The following is a 25,402-nucleotide window of genomic DNA, read 5'->3' as shown; positions in this document are numbered from 1 at the left end:
GATGTTTTGGTGTAAAGGGCTAAAGGGGCCAGACCCCTTTAGCCCTTTACTTCAACAAAGAATAAACCAATAAGAAAACGCGTCGTCAGGAGACGCCGCGCATTTTTTCGTTATTGTGCTTCATGTATTTGTTTACAAACCAGAGGCCGAGGGTCAGGGAGGCTGCGTCTACAATAATGACAATCCAGCTGCCGACATAGCCCTTGTAGGATGATGCTGCGATAAGAGCAATTGTGAGAATCATGGCGATGGTCCGGCTGAAGGTCACTCTGGTGAAAAGGATCACCAGTAGGGCAGGGGCGAAGAGTGCAAGCAATAGTTTAGTTCCCATGTCAATCACCTCATTCTATGATTCCATCTTACGCAACTCAGTCTCCATCCGCAATAAGGCTTTGAGTGATTTTACTTAATTCACTTTGCGGAATAAACTTTTCTGCCAGCATGTCCGGCAGTACATTGTCCAAAAAGAATTTAACACAGTCCATCTCATTGAATTTTACAATGGTGGTGAGTGCCTCCTGATAAATTTCAAGAAAAATGGGCTCAGGATTTCCTTTTTGAATTTCTCCGAATGACTCATATATCAAATCAATTTTATCCGCTACTGATAAAATATTGCCCTCAAGAGAGCCGTCTTTTCCTTCTTTGAAGCGCTCCAGATAAATGTCCTGAAAGGCTGCAGGGAATTCCTGCGTAACGAATTTGTGGGTCATTTCTTCTTCCACTTCACTGAATAAACGGTTTAGTTCTGACGATGCATATTTAACAGGCGTTTTAATGTCTCCTGTAAAAATTTCAGGGTAATCATGGTTCAATGCTTTTTCGTAAAGAGATTTCCAGTTAAGCTTTTTCCCATGATATTCTTCCACAGTTCCAAGAAACTGAGCAATTTTTGTCACTTTAAAAGAGTGCGCTGCCACAGTGTGTTCATTATACAGAAATTTGCCGGGGCAACGGTATAATTTTTCCATATCTGATAAGCTTTTAAAGTAATGATGGATACCCACGTAATCCTCTCCTGCTATGATGGTATGTAGCTTATCTTAGCACCCGCTGCAAAGTTGAACAAGCGGCAGCGGATGATTTACTGAAAGTTAATATTGTCTGCCCCGTTTTATTATTAGTAGAGGATTCTTAAAGTTACGGCGTTCCTCTCATGCAGAATCTGAGGAGAAGTTACGCATTGGATCTTCCACCATAATAATTCCCAGCTGATGATGCTGCCCTTCGTGAAGAGCCCTCTGTACAAAGCGGATCTGCCCCTGATGATCCAGGACCTCGAGTTTGCAATGAGCACGGTTTTTTTGAAGCGCCGCATACAGATCACGTTCATCACGCACAAGAATTCCATTCAGTTTGTGAATAATTTCACCGCGTTTTAAACCCATTTTCTCAGCCGGGGTGCCTGGAATAATATCAACTACCATGACTCCCTTTTCTTTATTAATAAAGTAATAGCCTGATTGTCTGCAAATGGATCGAGTCCGTAATGCTAAGAAAATTCTTCCGGCAAATGCGACCGCAAAAGCGGCAATATATAAATACGGCGCCCAAAAACCAGCGACTCCCAATACGGTAACAAGTGCACTCAGCCACAAAATTTCCTTCGAAGCCTGTTTGATGATTTGTTCCGGCAAATCATGAACGACGGTTAATTGATAGCCAAGGATAAATGGAACGGCAAAAACCGCCCAGGAAGTTCCATTGTATGTGAAAATAGGCCACCATCCGCCTGCTGCTTCCAGACTTCCGGCCGGAACAAGAAAAAATAATGGCACGAACCATAGGCGCTTTGTAAAAAAAGCTCCAGCCTTTAATCCTCTGGGGGTGCGCACTGTACGTGGAGAAGTTTTTTTCACAGCGCTCCAGCGGATTAGCAGCCCTTCGGCAAGAAGTAAAAGCCCCATCACGATGCTGGCCACGCCAATAGTTCCGAGTCCTTCAGGGATCTCCAGCGCTGCCCACTCCGGTAAAGGAAGTTCAAATAGATACAGGGCATATAATACAGCGGCAGCTGCCGGCATAAATAAAGCCGGTGATAATAATCTAAATTGCCAGCTTACGATAATAAGAGCCATAAGAGCGGAAACAGCATAAACCCATATAACCGACACTTCTACACCTGCTGCAAGGATCATCGCCGATAAAACCAGTCCGATTGGAATGCCCAGTCCAACAAAGCTTTTTAATTCGAGCCATGGGGGCAGCAGACTGACCCGCAAATCGTTTCTTTCCCGCTTTACTCTCAGCACTCCTGCAATAAGCGCGGCGAGAATGGCTATGTAGAGGACGGGATTGATAAGTCCCATTAAAGCTCCTGTGCCAATTTCCTGCATCCAGTCATTCATTTTTTAGAGCCCAACCTTTCTTCTTCCACTCATTTTTCGTCCTAATGTAAATAAAAGAACCATTTAGTATCAAATGGTCCTTCTGGAAGGAAGATTCTGATAATCCTATTGTACCAAAACCAAGATCACTCTTGCATGAGAAATTTTACTCGTTCTGACTCAGGAATTCAATGGCGGATTGAAGCTGATGGTCATGCTTCGGGTTTTCCTTGTAGGTTTGAATTGCCTTATCCAGTTCAGCCAGTGTTGCAGTGTTTGCTTCACCGTTTTGTTTCAGACCGGCTGATTTTTGAAAAGCAGTAAGTGCTTTTTCCGTGCTTCCGCTAAAGTAGCCATCCGTGCGGTCCACTTCATAGCCTAGACCATTTAAAATATTTTGTAGAACAGAAATTTTCTCATCATTCATGCCTTTTTTCAGAACCACCGCTGACTGCAATGGCACCAACTCAAACACTGCAGGCTGGGACACCTCAAGAGTAGGCTGAATGCCTTCTTTATGAATCCATTTCTTATTAGGAGTCAGCCATTTAGACATCGTCAGCTTCATTTGACTGCCATCGCCCAGATCATATGATTGCTGAACAGTGCCCTTTCCAAATGTTTTTTCACCAATTAACGGATAGCCTTCTACTTCCTGCATCCCTGCCGCTAAAATTTCAGCTGCTGAAGCACTTCCCCCGTCAATTAATGTAGCGATTGGGTACTCCTTTTTCTCCTCAAGTACTGAACTCAGGGGTTCGCGTTCTCCATTTCGTTCTTCTATATACATAAAAGGTTTTTTGTTGGTAACAAATTCATCCAGCACTTCATGCACACTGGATAAAAGTCCTCCCGGGTTTCCTCTTACATCTAAAATTAATCCATTGATACCTTCACTTTCGAGCTTCGTCAATTCGGTTTTTAGATCCTCGGCTGTTCCTTTAGCAAACGTGGTAATTTCAAGATAGCCGATTTGGCTGCTTCCCAGCTTAAAACGTTTGCTATGTACTGTTTCCACCGGAATCTCATCACGGGTTACAGTAATGTCCAGATTCTTTGCAGCGTCTCCTCTTTCTACTCCTATCACTACTTTGCTTCCCTTAGGACCACGTATTTTGGCTGTTACTTCGTAAAGCGTTAAGGATTGGATGCTTTCTCCATCAATGGCTTTAATTTTGTCATTGGGCTTCAAGCCGGCCTGTTCTGCAGGAGATCCTTTAAAGCGGTCTACAATAATAAAGTTCTCCCCTTCTTTTGTTACTTCTGCTCCAATCCCGGAAAAGGATGAATCAAGTGATTGTTCGAATTGTTTGGATGTTTCGCGGTCCATATAGACTGAATAGGGATCCCCCAGTGAAGCCACCATGCCCTGAATGGCTCCATCCAGCAATTTTGCCTCATCCACTTTTTCAACATAGCTCTTCTTAATTAACTCCTGCGCTTTTTCCAGCTTTGCCAGTGTTTCAGCAACCTCTGTTTCATTTGCCTGCTGAACCGGACCTTTCTTTAATACCAGATGCTCGACAGCAAAAAACAGAGCAGCTCCCAACGCCATACATACAACGATCAGGAGAAGCTTATTATACTTTTTCAAGCGCTTCATCTCCCCTCAAAAATCATTTCCCCTTACTCTATGACAAACCAGTCAAGGATAGAAGGACAACCCGTTACGGTTCAACCAGTTGGATTAACTCCTCTTTTGTCACAGGACCCATTATTTTTTTAATAATTCCACCCTCTTTATTCACAATGTAAGTGGTTGGAATGGTAAGGATCTGATAGTTCTTTTGTGTTTCTCCATCCGAATCAAGCAGGATCGGAAACGACATTAGATTCGCTTTTACAAAATGTTTAACTGATTCTTCCCCATGGTCTTCATTTGATAAATTAACACCCAAAAGAACAACATCCGGATTTTCTTTTACATACTCAGAATAAAATGCTTCAAGCTCGGGGATTTCTTCGTGGCAAGGCGGACACCAGGTTGTCCAAAAATTGACTACAACCGTTTTTCCGCGTAAGTCAGATAATTTGATCGTTTCTCCCTGTAGATCTTGCAGCGAAAAATCAGGTGCTGCCGCTGGAGAGACCGCTGTTTCAACTGGTTCATTTGTGACCGCCACGTACCTCTCAAATCCTGGTTCATTCATCATCCCTCCGCTAGTGAGTAATAAATAAAACCCGAAGCCTCCCATTATAAACGCCCATGTTCCAGATTGAATCCACCTTCTCAACCTCCTGCCTCCTTTTTGATTGAGCCGTGTTGATAGGAGTATACGTGCGAAAAAGAAAAATAGAGATGAAAAATGAAGTTAGGGTGTGTTTTAGATCTGAATATGTTCTAAGCACGTAGGATGAGTGGTTTGAGTACGGCTTTAAGTACTGAATACAGCTTGACTATTTTTAATGCGGGGAAAATTTTATTACCGAGTGGCATTAAGGGTCTTTGGTAAGAATTACGCATAGGTTCGCAGTCGACAGGATTTCTCTTTTAAAGGTCAAAGGTTAATGTATCTAAAAAGAATAAGAGGTTGGGACAAAACTAAAAAAGGGTGTGCGAAGAGGAAGGTGGCACTTCTATTTAATAAAAGAAGCGTGGGTTACTGGTGTAAAATAATGCATATAATAGAAAGTTTCTCAATTTAATTGTAATAGTTTTCTATTTTTTGTTTACTTATATGATAATTAGAGAATAACCTACTAACTAAGTACGATAAAAGTACATTTAAAACAACCGCTGAGCTGAGAAAATACGAGGAGGAGTGAGATAACATGTATCCTAAATGGAGGCTTACAATGTTTGCCGGGATTATGGTCATTGGATTAACAATTGGGCAGATCATCACGAATACTCTGAATGCTGGTTCCATCGTTGGGTTGTTTTTAGCCTTCGTACTTACGGCATTTTTAAACTTTATTCTGGTAAAAACTAATGTGATCGGCAGAGGTAATGAAAAGAATAGTTCATAATTTTCTATATAAATTACTCTCTATCCGGCAACTTGTATAAAGTTTTCCGCGTACAGTTGAGGCCGGTATCCTATTTCTGCATTTAACATTTATCTCATCACAGGTCTTCAAATGGTTTAATTGCTTACCTGGTTAGAAATGGTCGTATAAATCTATTAAACAAAAGACCGCCAAATTTGGCGGTCTTTTGTTTTATTAGAATGAGATATATTTACGTGGATTTACTGCATTTGATTTAGATGCATTCCAGCTTCCTTCGTGAAGTTCGAAGTGAAGGTGAGAACCGAATGAATAACCTGTGTTCCCCATTCCTCCAATGTACTGGCCTTTTTCAAGGTATTGCCCGTTTGATACCCCAATGCTGCTCAAGTGAGCGTATACAGTTGTGAACGTTTTTCCATTGATGCTGTGAGTTACAATAACCATTTGTCCGTAGCCGCCGTTGTAACCGCTGCTTGCTTTTACCACATATCCGCTTGCTGCAGAAACGATGGAAGTGCCTTGTGAAGCTGCAACATCGATTCCGTAATGAATACGAGGTTTTCCATTAAGAATATCGTATCCAAATTCAGATGTTGTACGGCCAAATGCCGGTGTTGTCCATGCTCCTGCACTTGGAGCAGGCTTTGGAGCCGGCTTAGCTGCAGGCGCAGGTGCTGGTGACGGTGTTGATTGTGAAGATTGAGATGGCGCTGTGCTTGTTTGAGAAGCAGATGCTTCCTGTGCTGCTGCTTCCTGTGCTGCTTTTTCTGCTGCTGCACGTTCTGCTGCTGCTTTTTCTTCCGCCGCTGCTGCCGCTGCTGCTGCTTCACGCTGGCGTTTTTCTTCTGCTTGACGCTCTAATTCTTTCTGGCGTGCAAGTTCTGCTAAACGCTCCTGTTCAGCTACAATGCTGTCAGCGACTTCAGATTCAAGCTCTTTTAATTCGCTGTCTTTATCTTCAAGCTTTGATTTTTCTTCTTCAAGACTTGCCTGCTGTGCTTCTAGTTCAGCTACAAGTCCTTTTTTATCCTCTTTTTGTGCGGAAAGACTTGATTTAAGCCCGTCCAACTCTGCTTTTTTGCTTTCAAGTGAAGCAAGCTGGTCTTTCACTTCTGCTTCTTTTTGCTCAAGTGCTTCCTGATCATTGCGCTGTTCTTCCATAATCTGACGGTCAGCATCTACTAATGTATTAACGGCTGAGAACCGGTCAATAAAGTCGCTGAAGCTCTCTGCTCCAAGAAGTACATCCATATAGCTTACATCGCCGCCGCTGATTTGAATCGCACGTGCACGCTCTTCCAATAGTGCTGTACGCTCAGCAATTTTTTTCTTTAGTGTTTCAATCTCTTCGCGAAGCTCTTCAATATGAGCATTTGTATCATCGATCTCTCCGCTGACCTTTTCAATTGCATTGTTGGTTTCTGCAATTTCAGCATCCAGTTCTTTGATCTGTGCAGTGATTTCTTCCTGCTTTGAGATCACTTTTTCTATATTTTTATTTTTAGAAGAAATTTCCCCGCCTACATTTTCTCTTTCCTGCTGAATATCGTTTTGTTTATTTTTTAAATCGTCCATTGTTTCTGCAGAAGCTGTTCCGCCAAATGCCGGAATACTGCCTGCTATAAGTGCTGCTGTAATTGACAAGCTCAGAAATGACTTTTTCACAATACGTTCTCCCTTCAACTTTACCCTCTATTTTTATGTTTGCTCTTAAACTTTCAAAAACTTTCGGACAGACATAAAGCTTCCCCACATGCCAATGACTACACCCATTAATAGAATAAGAGCGTTTATTTGATAGATAAATGGTGTAAACTCTAGTATCTGGATAAATGAATTTTCCAACCGTGGCTCCATGAATTCATACACATTATAGTAAAGGACTGAAACGACTGCGATCGGGAGTATGGCGCCAATGATTCCGAGCCAGATTCCTTCGAGCAGGAAGGGAAACCTTACAAACCAGTTTGAAGCCCCTACAAGTTTCATAATCTCTATTTCTCTTCTTCTTGCTACAATCGTGATTTTAATGGTGTTGGATATTAAGAACATAGCCGTAAACAGTAATCCGAATATCAGAACCGCTCCAACATTCCGGCTGACTTCCAATGTTTCAAAAAGCTGATCGATTTTGTCTTCCCCATACTCGACAGCCGCTATATTTTCGATGGTTGTAATCTGACTCGCCAGCCGTTCTGTCTGCCGGGGGTCGGTTGCCTTAACAATGAATTTATCCCGCAGCGGGTTGTTTTGCTCAAATAACGCCATTTCATCGCCAAAGCTGTCTATTAAACTGGATAATTCTTCTTCTTTTGACGAATAGGTGACAGATTCAACACCCGAGAGATCAGTTATTTGATCTTCAAGTGCGCTGACAGATACTTCATCAGCTTCAATCTCTATATAAACGTTCATCTCAACGTCGTTTTCAATGTCAGTTGCAGCTTTATTCATGTTAAGCATCAAGGCTGTGAATACGCCAACCAGCAATAGTGTTACAGTGACGGCACTGACGGATGCGAATGTCATCCACCCATTTCGGATGAGGCTCTTAAAGCTTTCCCTGAAATGTCTTGAAATTGTTCTAGCCTTCATAACCATACTCCCCTCGCTGCTCGTCACGAACGATCAAACCATTTTCGATCGCGATAACGCGGTGACGAATCGTGTTGACAATTTCACGGTTATGAGTAGCCATGATGATGGTCGTGCCTCTTGCATTGATTTCTTCAAAAAGATTCATAATCTCCCATGACGTTTCCGGATCAAGATTACCTGTAGGCTCATCTGCAATCATAATTTTGGGCTGATTTGCAATTGAGCGCGCAATTGATATTCGCTGTTGTTCTCCTCCGGAAAGCTCATCGGGCATCATTCTGGCTTTATGCTTTAACCCGACCAGGTCAAGCACTTCCATCGCCCTCTTTTTAATTGTTTTAGGATGCTCTTCTATTACTTCTAAAGCAAAAGCAATATTTTCATAGACAGTCAATTGATTTAATAGTTTAAAATCCTGGAAGACTACGCCGATGTTTCGACGCAAATAGGGAACACGCTTAGCTTTTAATGTCGCAATGTCGACATCGTTTATTAAAATGGTTCCTTTAGTAGGCTTTTCTTCCCGGTACATCATTTTAATGAATGTTGTCTTGCCAGCGCCGCTGGGTCCAACGACATATACAAATTCACCTTGCTGAATATTTACATCAAAGCCGTTTGCAGCCATGATGCCGTTGGAATACTTCTTATAAACTTGTTTCATTTGAATCATATGTATACTCACCTAATCTTTGAATTTGGATCTTACTGGTTTCTCAGAGGTGTAAATTGTCAGGCTATTTACCTAGCATTTCCGATTTCGGATAGGAGAATTGAGCCAATGTCAAAATACGGAGGATACACTCGATTTTTCGCTACAAGAGTAGTATAACGATTTTAAACCTGTTTGTTAACGTTTTTTATATTACATTTATGTTTCTTCTCTGCAACAAAAAAACAATCTTTTTCCAATTTAGAAAAAAGATTGCTTTATTTACCAGTCTATTTTTTCTCAGAAAGCCATTTTGCGACTTCTTCCGCGCGTTCTCCTTCCAGCATCCCGCCAGGCATCATCCCTTGTCCCTCAAGTATGACATCAAGAATTTCATCATAGGATTTGCTTGCTCCGACACTGGAAATGTCAGGGGCGCTTGATCCCTCCAGATTTCCACCGTGGCAGCTGGAGCATTTACCCATATAAAGCTCTTCAGGATTCATTTCTTCTGTGGACGGACCTGAGCTTTCAGAATCGCCTCCGCACGCTGCGAGAAAAACAGCAGATCCCATTACAAGACTTAAAACTAATTTTTTCATTACTGCACCTCATCCTTCAGCTGTAAATCTTTATATATTACAAGTATAGCATTTTACGCCCGCTTAAATCCTTCTCCCAGCACTTCTGCAGCATCACTGACAATAACAAACGCATTAGGATCTATTTTACGGACCACATTTTTTAACTTTGAGAATTCAGTTTGATCAATTACGCACATCAGAATCGGCCTCTCGTGATCCGTATAGCCGCCATGTGCAGATAATTTGGTTACGCCGCGGTCCACTTCTTCAAAGATCGCCTGACTGATTTCTTCCTGTTTGTTCGTAATAATGTAAAGCATTTTTGAACGGCCGAAGCCAATTTGTACAAGATCGATCGTTTTACTTGTTACATACAAGCCGATTAAAGCGTACAAACCACGTTCGATATCAAACACAAAAACAGAGGACAAAACAATTAACCCATCTATCATCGCTACACATGTTCCTAAGCCTAAACCTGAATATTTATGAATGATCTGAGCCGCTAAATCCGTTCCTCCAGTAGAAGCTTTTCCTCTGAAAACCACTCCAAGCCCCATGCCAACTCCAATACCTCCGAACAAAGCACCAAGCAGCGGTTCTTCTGTCCAAGGTCCCCAGGACTCTGTTAAAAAAACAGCAAACGGCAGAAAGAATGAGCCAACGGCTGTTTTCAGGCCAAATTGAAAGCCGAGAAAGACGAGCCCTGCTATAAACAACGGAATGTTAAATGCCAGTTGAACCAGCGACGGTCTCCAATCAAATACTCCATACAAAATCGTACTAATTCCGCTCACACCGCCTGAAGCCACTTCATTGGGAAGCAAAAATACATTAAATGCAATCGCAACAAAAATAGAACCTAGGATAATATAGAGATAATCCAGAATGGTATCTATTTTGGTCGATCTCGGGTTATTTTTTCTATTTCTTTTTTTCATCGTTATGCAACCTTTCTCTTCAAACTTTGCTTTTCACCGTTTGAGAGTATAGCATGAACCAACACGTATGTGAATAACATTCAAATAGAGCGGCAGTGTGGTGAAGCACTAAAGACTGTATTCACTCAAAATAAATAACCTTTCATATAATGAGAACTCTCTCAAATCATGAAAGGCTATATAATAGAAGAAACTCGGTATTCACTTCAGGAGAAAAGGCAAATTACTGTTGTTATGCTGGCTTTTTGCCAATTAAAAGCAGTAGCGTATTAGCAGCTTTTAACCGGTTCACTGCACTTCAGGCGAGCGCTTTCAGCAGGGACGGCGCTAAGCCCTCCTCCAAAACTAACTCTGATTTACTTTAATAAGGCTATTTGCACTGACTATTGCAAGTACAAACGATAAAAATAAGACGATTAAGCTGCCAATGAAGACTTCTATAGATGAATTAATTCGCAAGAAGTGATTCCAAATAAAATTAAATATTAAAAGGTAAATGATAAAAAAAACTACTCCTAAAATGAAGTTACTAAGTTTTTTCATTCTCTCCCCCACAATAATCAGCGTCTGCTCTGCCTATTCAAGAAAGAACAAGCATCAGTAACTATAAGAAAACAAACAACGCAGACTAGCCCAAAATGCTTGTCATTCAAGGCGCAAATCTTGAGACAGAACGGACTTGCCTTTACCGGCAATGAGCATCTGGATCAGGATGAGCAACGAAGAATGTGAGTGCTTGCCTTTATTTCATCAAATCTCCTTAAGATGTCTCAACTGATAAAATAATTAAATAAGACAGTTCGCAGACTAGCTGAAAGCGCTTGTCAGTCAAGGAGCGAACCCTGACACAGAGCGGAGTTGCCTCTTCTTGCAATGAGCATCTGGGGCAGGGTGAGCAACGAAGAATGCGAGCGCTTGCCTTTATTTCATCAAATCTCCTTAAGATGTCTCAACTTATAAAATAATTAAATAAGACCGTTCGCAGACTAGCTGAAAGCGCTTGTCAGTCAAGGAGCGAACCCTAACGCAGAGCGGAGTTGCCTCCTCTGGCAATGAGCATCTGGGGCAGGGTGAGCAACGAAGAATGCGAGCGCTTGCCAGCGGTCTGCAGACTAGCCCAAAACGCTTGTCATTCAAGGCGCGACTCTCGACACAGAGCGGAGTTGCCTTTACCGGCAATGAGCATCTGGGGCGTGATGAGCAACGAAGAATGCGAGCGTTTCTCAGCGGTCTGCTCTGTGTATCAAAGATAATAAAATTCTTCAGCTACTGCACCGATGCAAACGAGGCAGACTAGCTGAAAACGCTTGTCAGTCGAGGTGCGAATCCTGAGACAGAGCGGAGTTGCCTTTACCGGCAATGAGCATCTGGATCAGGATTCGCAACGAAGAATGCGAGCGTTTGCCAGCGGTCTGCCCCTTATAGCCTGGAGCGCAAATAAGCATTAATAAAAACATCCAACTCCCCATCCATCACACCTTGAACATTACCTGATTCAGCACTTGTCCGGTGATCCTTTACCATGGAGTATGGGTGGAAAACATACGAACGGATCTGGCTTCCCCAGCCGATTTCTTTTTGCTCGCCACGGATGTCGGCAAGTTTTTGTTCCTGTTCTTCAATTCGCAGCTGGTACAGCTTTGATTTCAGCATTTTCATGGCGTGCTCACGGTTTTTGATTTGTGAGCGTTCATTTTGGCACGATACAACAGTATTGGTGGGAAGGTGAGTAATACGGACAGCAGAATCCGTTGTATTGATATGCTGACCGCCTGCACCGCTTGCCCGGTACGTATCAATTTTCAAATCTTCGGTGCGGATTTCGATTTCAATTTCATCATTGAATTCAGGCATGATATCGCAGGATACGAAGGAAGTATGGCGGCGTCCTGATGAATCAAATGGGGAGATTCGCACAAGACGGTGAACGCCCTTTTCTGCTTTCAAGTAACCGTACGCATTATGGCCTTTGAAAAGAAGTGTGACACTTTTTATCCCCGCTTCATCTCCTGGAAGATAATCCATTGTTTCCACTTTGAATCCCTGCTTTTCTCCCCAGCGTGTATACATGCGAAGCAGCATGGAGCCCCAGTCCTGAGATTCAGTGCCTCCCGCTCCAGGATGCAGTTCTAAAATGGCGTTATTTTTATCATATGGCTCACTTAATAAAAGCTGAAGTTCAAATTCATCCAGGGACTTCATATATGCTTTCATTTCAGCTACCATATCTTTTTCAAGTTCAGCGTCAGGCTCTTCTTTCAGCAGTTCATGTGTAAGCTCAAGGTTTTCCTGCGTGTCTAGAAGGTCTCTGTAGCCATGGACTGTCTCTTTTAAGGCGTTCAAATCGTTAATAACGGATTGCGCTTTTTGCTGATCATCCCAAAAAGTCGGTTCCACCATTCTCTCATCAATCTCTGCAATTTGAGCTTCTTTGTTATCTAAGTCAAAGAGACCCCCTGAAGTCCGCTAATACCTTAGCTGTTCTCTCTAACTCTGCTTTTACTTCAAACATTTCCATAATTAAGGTCCACCTTATGTTTTATTTTTTGTAAATAAAAATCCTCTTTTGTTTTTCAAAAGAAAGCTGACCCGTCGAAAGCGGCGGGTCAGTCATAAAAGAGGCTTATTGCGTAACGCCATGACAGTTTTTAAATTTCTTGCCGCTGCCGCATGGACATGGCTCATTGCGGCCTACCGGATTTGTTTTTCGGACCGGCTGGGCTTTCTTTTTTGTTTCACTGTCTTCTTTTGGATTAACCGCCTGCCCTTTTGCTACTTCCTGACGCTCAAGGTTGTTGCGGATTTCGGCTTTCATAATGTATTTGGATACATCTTCATTAATCGAAGCCTGCATCGTTTCAAACATAGCAAAGCCTTCATTTTGATATTCGCGAAGAGGATCAATCTGACCATATGCGCGTAAATGGATCCCTTGACGAAGCTGGTCCATCGCATCGATATGGTCAATCCATTTCGTATCAATTGAGCGAAGAAGAATAACTTTTTCAAACTCGCGCATCCGGTCGCCAAGTTCTGTTTCTCTTGCATTATAGCGCTCGGTCACTTTATCAAGAAGAAGTGATTTCAGCTCATCATTTGATTTACCGGCCATATCGCTTTCAACAAGCTCGCCTTCAGGTAAAAGGTTGGCAAAAATAAAGTTTTCCAGACCTTTAAGATCCCATTCATCCTTTTCCTCAACTGCAGGAGCATATTGATCTACCGCATTATATACAGTGCTTTCAAGCATCTTCTCTATAATCGTACGCAGATTTTCGGAATCTAATACCTCATAGCGGTCTTTATAAATGACTTCACGCTGCTGGCGAAGTACATCATCATATTGAAGAAGCTGTTTACGTGCATCAAAGTTATTTCCTTCTACACGTTTCTGAGCAGATTCAACCGCCCGCGTCACCATTTTACTTTGAATTGGCTGCGTATCATCCATTCCAAGACGAGCCATCATACTCTTCATGTTATCAGAGCCAAAGCGGCGCATCAGTTCATCTTCCATGGAAAGATAGAATTGCGTCACACCCGGATCTCCCTGACGTCCTGCACGTCCACGAAGCTGATTATCAATCCGTCGTGATTCATGACGCTCTGTACCAATTACAGCAAGTCCGCCTACTTCTGTCACACCTTCGCCAAGCTTGATATCCGTACCACGGCCGGCCATATTCGTAGCAATGGTTACAGCGCCGCGTTTACCGGCATCTGCGATGATTTGTGCTTCTCCACCGTGATTTTTCGCGTTTAGAACATTATGCGGGATGCCTTTTAATTTCAGCTGAGCAGAAATAATTTCAGACGTTTCGATCGCCACCGTTCCGACTAAGACCGGCTGTCCGTTTTGATGACGCTCTGCAATATCCTCCACCGCAGCCATGTATTTGCCTTTGGTTGAAGCAAATATTAAATCGGCGCGGTCGTCCCGGATAATTTCCCGGTTCGTCGGAATGGAAATAACGCGCATATTGTAAATGTTGCGGAATTCCTCTTCCTCTGTTTTTGCTGTACCGGTCATACCGGACAGTTTTTTGTACATACGGAAAAAGTTCTGGAAGGTAATAGACGCCATCGTCATTGATTCATTTTGAATCTCGAGGCCCTCTTTTGCTTCAATCGCCTGATGAAGCCCGTCGCTGTAACGGCGGCCTTTCATTAAACGGCCGGTAAACTGGTCGACAATGACGACGTCGCCTTCCTGCACTACGTAATCAAAATCAGCTTTCATGCTGACATGTGCTTTTAGGGACTGCGTAATATGGTGGTTCAACGTGACATGGGTGATATCGAAAAGGTTATCAATACGGAAAGCACTTTCTGCTTTGTTAATTCCGTCTTCTGTCAGCTGAACGCCTTTTGTTTTTTCATCGTACGTATAATCTTCGTCCAGTCGTAAATTACGGACAAAAGCGTTGGTTTGAATATACAGCTGAGTAGACTTCTGTGCCTGTCCTGAGATAATAAGCGGTGTACGCGCTTCATCAATTAAGATGGAATCGACTTCATCAATGACTGCGAAATTAAGCGGGCGCTGAACCATCTGCTCTTTGTAAAGCACCATATTGTCACGAAGATAGTCGAAACCGAGCTCATTGTTCGTGCTGTACGTAATATCTGCAAGGTACGCTTCGCGTTTTTCATCCTTCGTTAAGCTATTTAAATTTAAGCCTACTGACAGGCCTAAAAAATTATAGAGCTGACCCATTTCCTCAGCATCACGAGAAGCAAGGTATTCATTTACAGTCACAACATGAACGCCTTTGCCAGAGATCGCATTTAAATAAACAGGCATTGTGGAAGTCAGTGTTTTACCTTCCCCTGTTTTCATTTCAGCTATATTTCCTTCATGCAGAGCCACACCACCCAGGATCTGAACGCGGTACGGATGAAGTCCCAATACACGCTTAGCCGACTCACGAATGACAGCAAATGCTTCGGTCATCAGATCTTCAAGTGATTCTCCCTTTTCATGACGGGATTTAAATTCTTCTGTTTTATTTCGTAAATCGGCATCAGAAAGCTGCTCCATTTGAGACTGAAGTGCTTCTACCTGATCCGCTACTTTTTCAAACTTTTTGACATCACGCTTTGTTCCATCAAACACCTTGTTTAAAATTCCAAGCATGGTACCGCTCCTTTATATAGGCAGTTTCTGACCGTTTCTCTTCTGGTTCATAGAGAAAGACGGCCGAATTTACATCATATACTCATTCATTTATAAAAATGGATTGGAATTATGAGAAAAAATCGTAAATATACCTATCTATCTTACCATTTTGACCGGAGCAGTACAAGACGGGTGATGAGAGAGGGAGTGATGGACCAGCTTTTTTTCTTCCAATAAAAAACGAGCTTGAGACAAAAGTGTCTTAAGCTCTTTAACCGGTTCGCTGCGCTTCAGGCGGACGCTTTCCGCAGGGACGGCGCTGAGCCTTTTCAGGGCCTTGCCCTGTAAAGTCTCAGCTTGCCGTCAAATCCTGCAGGAGTCGCCACCTTCCGCTCCGCTCTCCTCTTACTATTCATAAATAATTCTTCATTTCTTGAAATACTTATGAGTTTTGTCCCAGCCTCGTTTGAGATCAGGACTGTTCCATATAATGCAGGACATCCAGATCAATATAGCCTGATTCCTGTTTGCGCATTTCGAAGTTTTCGTTGTTCAGGTAATTTTTCAATGCTTGATACAGCGTAAGATCTTCTTTTTTATATCCCAGCCGAACAAGCTGGTATTCAAGCTTCGTTTCAATATCGCCTTCAACCGGTACGATATTGTCTTTATTCGAAGGAGCAAAATAGAGCTGATGGAGCCTGAAAATGCGGTAAAGCTCATCTACCGGTGTGACATGGTCGTCGACGCGAATGTCAATAAAACGGTCATTATAGCCGGCATATCCGCCTTTTTCCTTTACGACTAATAGAGCTGCTGACTGCTGTCCCCGTGAATCTCCGCCTGCAGCCTGTCCTGCTGCAAGGGCTTCTAAAAGACGTTCTGCCAAAGAGCCTTCGGAAGATTCAAATGACCTGGCCATTGCTTCAACTGTGCCAGGAACTAAAATATTTCCTTGGACAGCAAAGTTTTTGCCGGAAATTCCCCCTGACCAATCATAGCAATTTCGTCCGGTAAATGTGGCAGCATTTCCGCTGGCGTCCACAATCCCCACCTGACGATAATCCTTGTCATCATCTTCTTCAGTCATCAGCTTTAACGTTTCTTCTGCACTTTTACCGTTCATCATATACGCAATGCCTTCAGGCCCGTATGTAGTATTTGCATATGCCTGAGTCGCCACTGCACCAACTCCTGCAACCGCATAAGGCACAACAGCCCCCACACCGAGAAACTTGGACTGTGTCGCCACACCCCACTCTCTCTCCACTGGATCAAAACCCACGATCGAATACGTCATCTCCATCACTCCTTTTTTATGCACTTTAGTGTATAAAAGGGGCCAGACCCCTTTTGTGCGCTAAAGCACTGCTCCACACATCATCATCCGCCTAAAAAGACAGCGCCGTAAATCAGCGCGCCTGCAATTACCAGGGCGGGATGGACCTTCATTTTTTCCATTAAAATAAAACTGATAATCGCCAGCACGGCTGTTTGAATTCCGCCGGATGCCTCAATGGAATCGGCAAAAAATCCCCACGTCATCACACCAAGAAGAACCGCGATGGTTGGGCGGACGAGGCTGGACATCTTTTTCACACGAGGCGAGTCTTTGTATTTCAGCAAAAGACTCAGCAGTGCCACCATTAAAATAAGGGAAGGGGCAACGGTTGCAAAAAGTGCCACTCCAGCTCCAAGCCACCCGCCTTCAGCATAGCCGATGTATCCGGCCATTTTGGTCGCAATCGGCCCTGGTAATGAATTACCCAATGCAAGCACTTCGCTAAACTCCTGGGTGGTCATCCATTCATACCGGTTCACGACTTCATTTTCTACTAATGGAATAGACGCCGGTCCTCCACCATACCCCAAAATCCCGGGGATAAAAAAAGCCAAAAAGATTTCCCAGTAAATCATAAGGTCTCACCCCGTCTTTTACGGCGTGCTTTCCCTTTGTGTCCAAAGAGCAGGGCATACGCTAAAATGGAGGCAATTAAAATGGCCGGATGAACTCCCAGCCACTCGAGCAGCAAAAGGCTGGCAGCGAGCAATACGCCGGTGATGAGCCATCCGAGTGCAGAGGAGGATTTTTTTATGAAATCCCAGGTCAGAACCCCGAGCATGACCCCTACTACAGGAATCACAGCTTGCGACATGCCGTTCACCCATCCCACATCTCTATAGGCATTTAAGGTTGTCAACAGGAGGATCATCGCAGCTACTGTCGGAATGATGGTCGCAGCGATCGCGTTTAACAGCCCTGCTATTCCTCCGACTCTGTAGCCGATATAGCCGGCCATTTTGGTGGCAATCGGCCCCGGCATGGCATTTCCAAGCGCCAGCACATCTGAAAACTCTTCATCATTCATCCACTTGTAGGTCTTAACCACCTCTTTATGGACAAGCGTAATCGAAGCGGGACCTCCGCCAAATCCAAAGATTCCTGCTCTGAAAAAAGCCATAAATAAATCGGCTTGGTTATTCTTTTTCTTCAAGTACGTCAACTCCGTATTCCATCACAAGTTTACCAGGCAGCAATATGCCCGTCTGTCCGTGATTCGGTTCCGCCCCTCAGGACGCCTGTTTCAGGATCACGCCAAATGATCTGGCCGCGTCCAAAGGGCCCGCCATCATTCATAATCTGAATGGTATGGCCTTTTCGCTGAAGCGCCTGAACAAGGTGTGCCGGGAAGGACTGCTCGACCTGTATGGTTTTTCCGTTCGTCCACTGCCAGCGCGGGGCATCAAGAGCCGCCTGCGGATTTAACTGAAAATCCACCGTATTTGCGATGACCTGAAAATGCCCCTGCGGCTGCATATAGCCGCCCATGACGCCAAATGGTCCAACTGCCTGGCCGTCTTTTGTTAAAAACCCGGGAATGATTGTGTGATACGTTCTTTTTCCCGGCTTAAGAGCGTTTGGATGCTCGGGATCTAAGCTGAAGTCATGCCCGCGATTTTGCAGCGCAATGCCCGTTCCCGGAACGACTGCACCGGATCCAAAGCCCATATAATTACTTTGAATATATGAAATCATATTTCCTTCGTCATCAGCTGCAGCTAAATACACCGTTCCGCCCTTTGGCAATTCCATCGGCTTCGGCATCATCGCCTTTTCGCCAATGGCCCTCCGGCGTTTGTCTGCATACTCGCTGGCAAGCAGCTCTTCCGTTGAAACGGGCATATCCCCAGGCTCTGAAATAAACGCCTTGCCATCTGTAAATGCGAGCTTCATCGCTTCAATCTGCTTATGATAGGTTTCCACACTTTGAAACTCTGTAAACTCAAAGCCCTGTGCAATATTCAACGCCATCAAAGCAATCATCCCCTGGCCATTCGGAGGAATCTCCCACACATCATACCCACGGTAGTTTACAGATACAGGATCCACCCATTCAGGCTTAAAGGCTGCTAAGTCCTCTTTCGTCAGGAAGCCGCTGTGTTCCTTCATAAAATCATCTATTTTTTGAGCAAGTTCTCCTGTATAAAAACTCTCAGCCTTTGTTTCGGCAATAGAAGAGAGCGTAGCGGCATGTGCTTGAGAGGACCAGATCTCGCCAATTTGCGGTGCGCTGCCCTCTGGAGCAAATGTATCAAACCACCCTTGATAGACTTTCTCTTTAAATAGCTCTTTAAATTTTTGAGCTGCTGCATTCCAGTACTTCCCAAGAACCGGCGACACCGGGTAGCCCTCTTCTGCTAAACGGATGGAAGGAGCAAGCACCTCTTCAAACGGCAGGCGGCCAAATTTTTCGGATAACTCAGCCCACGCAGCTGGGGCACCTGGAACGGTTACAGGCTCAACACCAAACATCGGCATTTTCTCGTACCCACGTTTTTTCATTTCATCTATCGTCAGCTTTTGAGGAGCCGGTCCGCTTGCATTTAATCCATGAAGCTTATCCTTTGTCCAGACAAGAGCAAAAGCGTCCCCGCCAATGCCGTTTGATGTCGGCTCCACAACCGTTAAAGCTGCAGCGGTCGCGATCGCCGCATCAATGGCATTGCCGCCTTTTTGTAGTATTTCAAGCCCTGCTTGTGCTGCGAGCGGCTGTGAGGTTGCCACCATTCCCCGCTTTGCAAATACAGTCTGCCTCTGAGAAGCAAATGGATGATATAAGTAATCTGTAATCAATGCTTTTCACTCCTATTCCTTTTACCCATTTTTCTGCTTCATATGTACTATTTCGTTTTGCGAAAAACCTCTTCTTTCAGTATAAGGGAAATGTTGTGAAAATTCTATCTTCATATAATTTCAGTCAAACCAAACATAAAAAAGAAGCTGGATAATGGTGTCTCAGCCTCTTTGACCGGTTCGCTTCACTACAGGTGGACGCTTTCCGCAGGGACGGCGCTGAGCCTTCTCAGGGCCTTGCCCTGTAAAGTCTCAGCTTGCCGTCACATCCTGCTGGAGTCGCCACCTTCCGCTCCGCTCACCTCATATTTACGGTACATTATACATTAATTTCTCAAAGGTTTTTCAGATATGTCTTAACCCCTGAATCAGCAGTATATTCTTATTGTTAAACCGATTGTTCCTGAAGCTTTTCAAGTTCAGTCACAAACCATTCTTCAATTTTACGCACAGTGGACGAAACGCTTGAAGCCGAAACATCAAAAGCTTCGCCTGCTTCTTTTTGTGTAAGAGGCGTTTCGGTGGCGTGCTGGGCCATCAGATACGAAATTGCTGCTAAATAGGTTTCAGGTTTGCGGACTTTATCTCCCTTTTGGGCGAAAAAGCTTGCTGCGATATGGCAGGCAAATAAAGACAGATCCTCGTTTGCACGGTTATCCCAGTATTTCTTCAACGACTGAAGGGCTTCCTGTTGATTGGATTTTTCCACCTCGGATGTCATTTGAGTCATCCAGTCCTGTTCAGGTGCAGCTTCTTCATTCTGCGTTCTCTCTACCATGGCATTAATCAAATCGACAAGCATTGAAGTTTTAAGCCACAAGGAACGGTCATCGCCTTCAATATCAAGCATGGATATACGTTCGATCACACGGCTGCGTTCCTCTTTTGTGTAAATGGATGGAAACATAAAGCCATAAGGCACCCATTTATCCTCGAGCGGGAGCAGGACTGCAAATACATAGTCAATCTCTGCCCACGAGTGAAATTCAGGCAGAACCACCGTATACTGATCGTCATTGATTAAATCCTTCATGACCATTTCGCGGCTGTCTTCATCCATCTCGATTACTTCAGCCAGCACCGGTCTTGGGTCGTGCCATTTCGGCATGATTTCCTTCATTCGCGGCCGCTCCTGTGATTCCAGCTGCTCATCGACAAAATGCGACCAATGCGTTTGGTCATTTTGCGTTCGCAATCCAAACATAAATGTGGAGTAAACTGTTAAAAATTGCTTTTCCTCAAAGGAAGGGGTGACATGGTCCAGAATATAGGTTAAATCCTCTTTATAGTCCCCCTGCATAGGAGCCATTTTTTCATTTAAAAATTTCAGCTGCAGATCCATTCCTTCTGTGACGAGAAGGGTTTGAATCGACACAACCTTTTTGCTTGCGCAGCATTTCTTGTATTTCTTCCCGCTGCCGCAAGGACAAGGTTCATTTCTTCCAACTTCCTGCATATAGGCACTTCCTTTTTTCTTGATTAAGCACTATTGTACCACGGAGATGCGGTGAAACAAAAAAACGCCCCTCCAATTCAGGAGAGACGCGTTATTTGTCACTTCTTAAGCTTCTGTTTCAATCAGCCCGTATTTACCGTCCTTACGCTTGTACACAATGTTCGTTCCGTTCGAATCAGCATCGGTGTACACGTAAAAGCTGTGGCCGAGCATATTCATTTGAAGAACAGCTTCTTCGCTGTCCATTGGTTTCAGGTTAAAGGTTTTTGTGCGGACAATATCCATGTCCTGTTCATCATCATTATCATCATATTGAGCATCTAAATTTTCAATTCCGTTTTCAGGATCAACGCTGGCAGCGAAGAATTCCGGCTCATTGCCCTTTTCACGGAATTTGCGGTTAACTTTTGTTTTGTGCTTGCGGATTTGACGTTCCAGCTTATCTAGAATTAAGTCAATCGCTGCATACATTTCCTCATGGCGCTCTTCAGCCCGCAGCGTTAAACGCGGCATTGGAATCGTCACTTCAACCTTCGTCTGTTTGTCATTGTAAACTTTTAAATTAACGTGGACATTTGCATCCGGCGTATCATTAAAATAACGTTCTAGCTTATCAATTTTCTTTTCCACATATTCGCGGATTGCTGGAGTTACCTCGATATTTTCGCCTCGGATATTATAGTTCAACATGTAAACTCCTCCTTTAATCAAAGCTATACTATCTATTTCTCTTCTACCCCTGATTTATCCTGCATAAGCGTAAAACTTTTAATAATTTTTTGTAAAAACCATTGGGATTCTTAGCGGATTATGTCAGAATAAAGGGTTAATTGGAAAAAAAACGAGCAAAAACCCGATCACAAGGCGTTGATCGGGTTTAAAAATGGAAGCGGATTTTTTATTAATAAGCTCCCCGGATATGCTCTTTTACATGCTCATGGTAAAAATCGTTCATCTTTCTCAGCTCATCCTGAGAAAATGAAGGGGTTTCAATGGCCTGCAGATTTTCTTCTACCTGCTGCTGGTTTTTAAAGCCTGGAATGACACAGGTTACTTCCGGCTGATCTAGAATCCACCGGAGGGAAGCTCTCGCCATATTCCCTCTTCCTTCAGCAATCCATTCAAGCTGCTGGGCAAGCTGAACACCCTTTTTAAAGCCAAGACCTGCAAATGTTTCTCCTACATTAAAGGACTCGCCGTTCTCATTAAAGCTGCGGTGATCATCTTCTTCAAACTGATGATCAAGTGAAAATTTATTTGTCAGCAAGCCGCTTGCTAAAGGAAGTCGTACGATAATTCCGACTCCCCGCTGCTTTGCCTGGTCGAAAAGTTCTTCCAATGGTTTTTGGCGGAACACATTAAAAATGACCTGAAGCGATTTTACATTAGAGTGCTCCAGACAAAGAAGCCCTTCTTCCACTGTTTCAACGCTGACACCGTAGTGCTTGATTTTCCCTTCTTTTTGAATGTCATCTAATACGGTAAAAACACTGCCTTCTTTTATAATGTCAATCGGCGGACAGTGAATTTGATATAAGTCAATAAAATCACGCTCCAGCCTTTTTAAGCTGGCTTCGCAATATTCCCGGACACGCTCTTTTGAATAGGTTTCAGGATCATGAATATCTCCCTGGCGGCAAAATTTTGTCGCAATATACACTCTGTCTCTCAGACCTCTGGTTGCTTCAGCGAGTAATTCTTCACTGTGGCCGTCGCCATAAACATCAGCCGTGTCAAAAAAATTGACGCCTCTGTCTATTGCATAGCGAAGCGCTTTAAGCGATTCTGCATCATTGTTTGTTCCCCATGAACCGCCGATCGCCCAAGTACCAAAGCTTACTTCGCTCACGCGGATGTCTGTATTTCCCAGCTGACGATAGTTCATCTGCTCACTCCTTTGAAGGTATCTGCTTAGACCTAATTCAATCGATGTATTCTTTTTTTAGCAGACAATGCCGTGACTGTCCTTCTGTTTATTTCGAGTTTTAAAGAGGGAATTCCTTCTTATATTCCATCAAATTTCAATTTTTGCCCTTTTCTTTCCTACCTGGCTGAAACAGTGAAGTCCTCCTCCGAGTACGCAGGAGGCGACAGCCACAAAACCGAAGAACGGCAGAAGGGATGGAATGATGGTGAAGACTACGATAAAGGATAAAACCCCGGCCCCCATTAAAATGGAATGCAGTGGATAAGATAAGAAGAGGATAAATGCGTGAAAAAGCACTCTCATTACACTGAGATCATAATGAACATACACAGGAAAGAGGAATAGAGCTGTTCCGGAAACGATTAAAGCAAAAAGAAAAAACAGGACAGACACCGCCATCTGCCATCCACCATCAATCGATACCAAAAAAAGGAAATCAAGATACAGCAGCAAAAGTGCAGCTATCACGAATGCTCCGAGCTTATTTGCCTTCATCCATTCATTTTTGTATGTATGCCAGAAGGTTCGAAAAACGGGAAAACCTGTCTTCCCTAGAAACCACTGCCGCAGAATAGTAAAGCCCGCAATGGACGCCGGGAAAACTCCCGCCGCAACAAAGCCCAAAAGAGAGAAAAAGAGCCAGAGAATGTTCAGATAAGCGAGCCGCATGACCCATTCACAAAGTTTATACAACCCATCCATTTTTTCTGCTGTCATTTCTCTCTTCCTTTCTGGTGTGTAGTGGCCCGTGCTTTACCCTTTGACAGAACCGGCAGAGATCCCTTCCACAATCCGGTTGCTTAAAAACAGGAAGGCAAGAAGAATCGGCAGGATGCTGATCATCAGCGTGGCGCCGATTGCTCCCCAGTCTGTTGAATACTGGCCGATAAAGTTTTGAATGCCTACAGTTAAGGTTTTAAAATTTTCGGAGCTGATGAAGGTGTTCACAAAAACAAATTCATTCCAGTTATAAATCATATTAATGATCGCAGCGGTCGCCATAACCGGTGCTGTCATCGGAAGAGTTACCTGAAAAAAGATCCGGTGAATGGAAGCGCCGTCCATAATCGCGGCTTCCTCTACTTCCCGTGGAAGCACCTGGTAAAATCCGAATAAAATCATAATCGTGATCGGCAGGTTAAATGCTGTGTACGTTAAAATAATGGAAAGCGGATGATCGATCAGACCAATGCTTGAAAACGTACTGAACAGCGGGATCAGTGTAGAGTGAATTGGAATCATTAAGCCGACCATAAACAGACCGAGAACCAATCCATTCAGCTTCCATTTCATGCGGGTAATGGCAAAGGTCACCATGCTCGCGAGCAGCACCGTTAAAATCACAGAGGATGCTGTATAAACTACCGAGTTCAAAAAGTACTGGCTGATATTCCCCTCTGTCCATACCTTGACGTAATTTTCCCATTTCGGGTCAGTTGGAATAGCAAATGGAGAAAGCTCAAATACTTCCTGATTATCTTTTAATGAAAATAGGAACAGCCAGATCAGAGGGAAAATTTGAAACACGGCGACGATGCCGAGCACCACATAAATAAACCCTAGGCCAATTTTATATCCGATGCCGGAAGATGTACTCTTTACCGGCTTTTGAGCTGGCATTTTATCCTTTTGGACTGGTCCGGCAGAATCAAGCTTTTCTTCTTCTAAAAGTTCATTTCGCATAGAGCAGCCTCCTTAATATTGAATTTCTTCTTTTGTCGCCGTTACTTTACGAATCAGCCAGGTGATGACTAGACAAATGACAAGCAGGAAAAACCCGATGGCACTGGCATAGCCAAAATCAAAACCGCGGAAGGCCTGGCCGTACATGTATGAAGCCATTACTTCACTCGCGCCATTTGGACCGCCGTTTGTCATGATGTAAATTAAATCAAAGTATTTGAGCGAGCCGACAACTGCCAGCACAATCGTTACTTTAATTACATTCATAATTAAAGGGATTTTTATTTTCCAGGCAATATCCCACGCTGTCGCTCCGTCGATTCTGGCGGATTCCACGAGTGATTCCGGTATATTTTTCAATGCCGCATAATAAATCAAAATATAAAATCCTGCATACTGCCAGATGATTGGGATAAAAATCGCAAACAGGACTAAATCAGGATTTGCCAGCCACATCGGGGGTTCTTCAATTCCAATAGACATCAGCAAATTGTTTAAAATCCCGTTCGTAGGATGATAGATTTTCATCCACAGCTGGGCAATGGCTACAGATGCCAAAAGCATCGGAATTAAGTAAATTTTTCGCAGCGTATTGGCCCCTTTAATTTTACCGGCAAGGATCACTGAAATGAGCAGGTAGCCAACGAGGCTCAGTGTGGAAAACAGCGCCAGTAAAAACGAGTGATAAGCCGAGCTCCAAAATAGCGGATCCTCAATGAGTCTTGAATAGTTTACGAGTCCGATAAACTCCTTGCTGCCCATGCCATTCCATTTCATCAGCCCGTAGTAGCCGGTTTGTACGATTGGTACATAGATTAAGGCGAGCAGCAGAAATAGAGCGGGAAGCGTATAAAGCATGATAACTTTAGGATTCGACATCGCCTTGTCCATTTTTCCCCATTCCTTTCTTTCTTCAAAATAAAAAGACATATCAGTTCAAAAGGATATGTCTTTCGTATTCGCGACAGTCCCTTCATTTTGTTTCACACTCCCGCCTGTGCCGGCTAAGACACAGTCGGAGGTGTGAC

At 43.7% G+C, this 25,402-nt stretch carries 23 protein-coding genes; 1 reads left to right on the top strand and 22 read right to left on the bottom strand.

The genetic code is table 11. The features are described 5' to 3' along the window. Nucleotides 1-85 precede the first annotated feature (85 nt). The 5 genes from P6709_RS07795 to P6709_RS07775 form a co-directional block, all read right to left on the bottom strand. The gene (locus P6709_RS07795) at nt 86-331 is read right to left on the bottom strand and encodes a CsbA family protein (RefSeq protein ID WP_278240332.1); all 246 of its coding nucleotides are present in this window, start codon (nt 329-331) and stop codon (nt 86-88) included. A 37-nt stretch (nt 332-368) separates the two neighbouring features. Then, the gene (locus tag P6709_RS07790; RefSeq protein ID WP_278240331.1) at nt 369-1,007 is read right to left on the bottom strand and encodes an HD domain-containing protein; all 639 of its coding nucleotides are present in this window, start codon (nt 1,005-1,007) and stop codon (nt 369-371) included. A 147-nt stretch (nt 1,008-1,154) separates the two neighbouring features. Further along, nucleotides 1,155-2,348 carry a PDZ domain-containing protein gene (locus P6709_RS07785; protein WP_278240330.1) on the bottom strand — a complete coding sequence of 398 codons (1,194 nt, stop codon included), beginning with the start codon at nt 2,346-2,348 and terminating at the stop codon, nt 1,155-1,157. 145 nt (nt 2,349-2,493) lie between these two features. Then, nucleotides 2,494-3,921, bottom strand: a complete 1,428-nt coding sequence (locus tag P6709_RS07780; protein ID WP_278240329.1) for a S41 family peptidase — start codon at nt 3,919-3,921, stop codon at nt 2,494-2,496. A gap of 73 nt (nt 3,922-3,994) precedes the next feature. Further along, nucleotides 3,995-4,561 carry a TlpA family protein disulfide reductase gene (locus tag P6709_RS07775; RefSeq protein WP_278240328.1) on the bottom strand — a complete coding sequence of 189 codons (567 nt, stop codon included), beginning with the start codon at nt 4,559-4,561 and terminating at the stop codon, nt 3,995-3,997. 562 nt (nt 4,562-5,123) lie between these two features. Here P6709_RS07775 and P6709_RS07770 point away from each other — a divergent pair. After that, nucleotides 5,124-5,297, top strand: coding sequence for a hypothetical protein (locus tag P6709_RS07770; protein ID WP_278240327.1), 174 nt, complete (start codon nt 5,124-5,126; stop codon nt 5,295-5,297). Between the two features lie 195 nt (nt 5,298-5,492). Here P6709_RS07770 and P6709_RS07765 read toward each other — a convergent pair whose 3' ends face one another. From P6709_RS07765 to P6709_RS07685, 17 genes are all read right to left on the bottom strand, one after another. Next, the gene (locus tag P6709_RS07765) at nt 5,493-6,944 is read right to left on the bottom strand and encodes a murein hydrolase activator EnvC family protein (protein ID WP_278240326.1); all 1,452 of its coding nucleotides are present in this window, start codon (nt 6,942-6,944) and stop codon (nt 5,493-5,495) included. Nucleotides 6,945-6,989: 45 nt separating this feature from the next. Further along, nucleotides 6,990-7,874 carry a permease-like cell division protein FtsX gene (ftsX, locus tag P6709_RS07760; RefSeq protein WP_278240325.1) on the bottom strand — a complete coding sequence of 295 codons (885 nt, stop codon included), beginning with the start codon at nt 7,872-7,874 and terminating at the stop codon, nt 6,990-6,992. Then, nucleotides 7,864-8,550: a cell division ATP-binding protein FtsE gene (gene ftsE, locus P6709_RS07755; RefSeq protein ID WP_278240324.1), complete on the bottom strand. Its 687-nt coding sequence runs from the start codon at nt 8,548-8,550 to the stop codon at nt 7,864-7,866. Before ftsE ends, ftsX begins: the two co-directional genes overlap by 11 nt. 269 nt (nt 8,551-8,819) lie before the next feature. Next, entirely contained in the window at nt 8,820-9,131 is a 312-nt protein-coding gene (cccB, locus tag P6709_RS07750; protein ID WP_278240323.1) for a cytochrome c551, read from the bottom strand. 53 nt (nt 9,132-9,184) lie between these two features. Further along, nucleotides 9,185-10,054 carry a YitT family protein gene (locus P6709_RS07745; protein WP_278240322.1) on the bottom strand — a complete coding sequence of 290 codons (870 nt, stop codon included), beginning with the start codon at nt 10,052-10,054 and terminating at the stop codon, nt 9,185-9,187. Nucleotides 10,055-11,473: 1,419 nt separating this feature from the next. Next, nucleotides 11,474-12,572, bottom strand: a protein-coding gene (prfB, locus tag P6709_RS07740) for a peptide chain release factor 2 (RefSeq protein WP_442905308.1) whose coding sequence is annotated in 2 segments (ribosomal slippage) — nt 11,474-12,499 and nt 12,501-12,572 — 1,098 coding nt in all. Because the reading frame shifts where the segments join, the coding sequence is not laid out codon by codon here. A gap of 105 nt (nt 12,573-12,677) precedes the next feature. After that, nucleotides 12,678-15,191, bottom strand: coding sequence for a preprotein translocase subunit SecA (gene secA / locus P6709_RS07735; RefSeq protein ID WP_278240320.1), 2,514 nt, complete (start codon nt 15,189-15,191; stop codon nt 12,678-12,680). Between the two features lie 454 nt (nt 15,192-15,645). Further along, on the bottom strand, nt 15,646-16,473 hold the full coding sequence (locus P6709_RS07730; RefSeq protein WP_278240319.1) for a DUF1028 domain-containing protein: 828 nt from the start codon (nt 16,471-16,473) through the stop codon (nt 15,646-15,648). A gap of 83 nt (nt 16,474-16,556) precedes the next feature. After that, nucleotides 16,557-17,090, bottom strand: a complete 534-nt coding sequence (locus tag P6709_RS07725) for a chromate transporter (RefSeq protein ID WP_278240318.1) — start codon at nt 17,088-17,090, stop codon at nt 16,557-16,559. After that, nucleotides 17,087-17,668 (bottom strand): chromate transporter, encoded by a 582-nt coding sequence (locus P6709_RS07720; protein WP_442905307.1) that lies wholly within the window; start codon nt 17,666-17,668, stop codon nt 17,087-17,089. The genes P6709_RS07725 and P6709_RS07720 overlap by 4 nt, the downstream gene beginning before the upstream one ends. Nucleotides 17,669-17,697: 29 nt before the next feature. Further along, nucleotides 17,698-19,242 carry a gamma-glutamyltransferase gene (gene ggt / locus P6709_RS07715; protein WP_442905317.1) on the bottom strand — a complete coding sequence of 515 codons (1,545 nt, stop codon included), beginning with the start codon at nt 19,240-19,242 and terminating at the stop codon, nt 17,698-17,700. Nucleotides 19,243-19,696: 454 nt separating this feature from the next. Continuing rightward, nucleotides 19,697-20,764: a YecA family protein gene (locus tag P6709_RS07710; protein ID WP_278240316.1), complete on the bottom strand. Its 1,068-nt coding sequence runs from the start codon at nt 20,762-20,764 to the stop codon at nt 19,697-19,699. A gap of 105 nt (nt 20,765-20,869) precedes the next feature. Further along, complete coding sequence (gene hpf / locus P6709_RS07705; protein WP_278240315.1) at nt 20,870-21,454, bottom strand: ribosome hibernation-promoting factor, HPF/YfiA family; 585 nt, start codon at nt 21,452-21,454, stop codon at nt 20,870-20,872. A gap of 211 nt (nt 21,455-21,665) precedes the next feature. Continuing rightward, complete coding sequence (locus P6709_RS07700; protein WP_278240314.1) at nt 21,666-22,649, bottom strand: aldo/keto reductase; 984 nt, start codon at nt 22,647-22,649, stop codon at nt 21,666-21,668. A gap of 129 nt (nt 22,650-22,778) precedes the next feature. Continuing rightward, nucleotides 22,779-23,408, bottom strand: coding sequence for a YesL family protein (locus P6709_RS07695; RefSeq protein ID WP_278240313.1), 630 nt, complete (start codon nt 23,406-23,408; stop codon nt 22,779-22,781). A 36-nt stretch (nt 23,409-23,444) separates the two neighbouring features. Continuing rightward, the gene (locus P6709_RS07690; RefSeq protein ID WP_278240532.1) at nt 23,445-24,311 is read right to left on the bottom strand and encodes a carbohydrate ABC transporter permease; all 867 of its coding nucleotides are present in this window, start codon (nt 24,309-24,311) and stop codon (nt 23,445-23,447) included. Nucleotides 24,312-24,386: 75 nt separating this feature from the next. Beyond that, the gene (locus tag P6709_RS07685; protein ID WP_278240312.1) at nt 24,387-25,265 is read right to left on the bottom strand and encodes a carbohydrate ABC transporter permease; all 879 of its coding nucleotides are present in this window, start codon (nt 25,263-25,265) and stop codon (nt 24,387-24,389) included. Nucleotides 25,266-25,402 lie beyond the last annotated feature (137 nt).

Origin of the sequence: Jeotgalibacillus sp. ET6 (assembly GCF_029667115.1) — a bacterium.
GTDB lineage: Bacteria > Bacillota > Bacilli > Bacillales > Jeotgalibacillaceae > Jeotgalibacillus.
The sequence above is the reverse complement of the archived record's forward strand: the minus strand, read 5'-3'. Positions and strand labels throughout refer to the sequence as shown.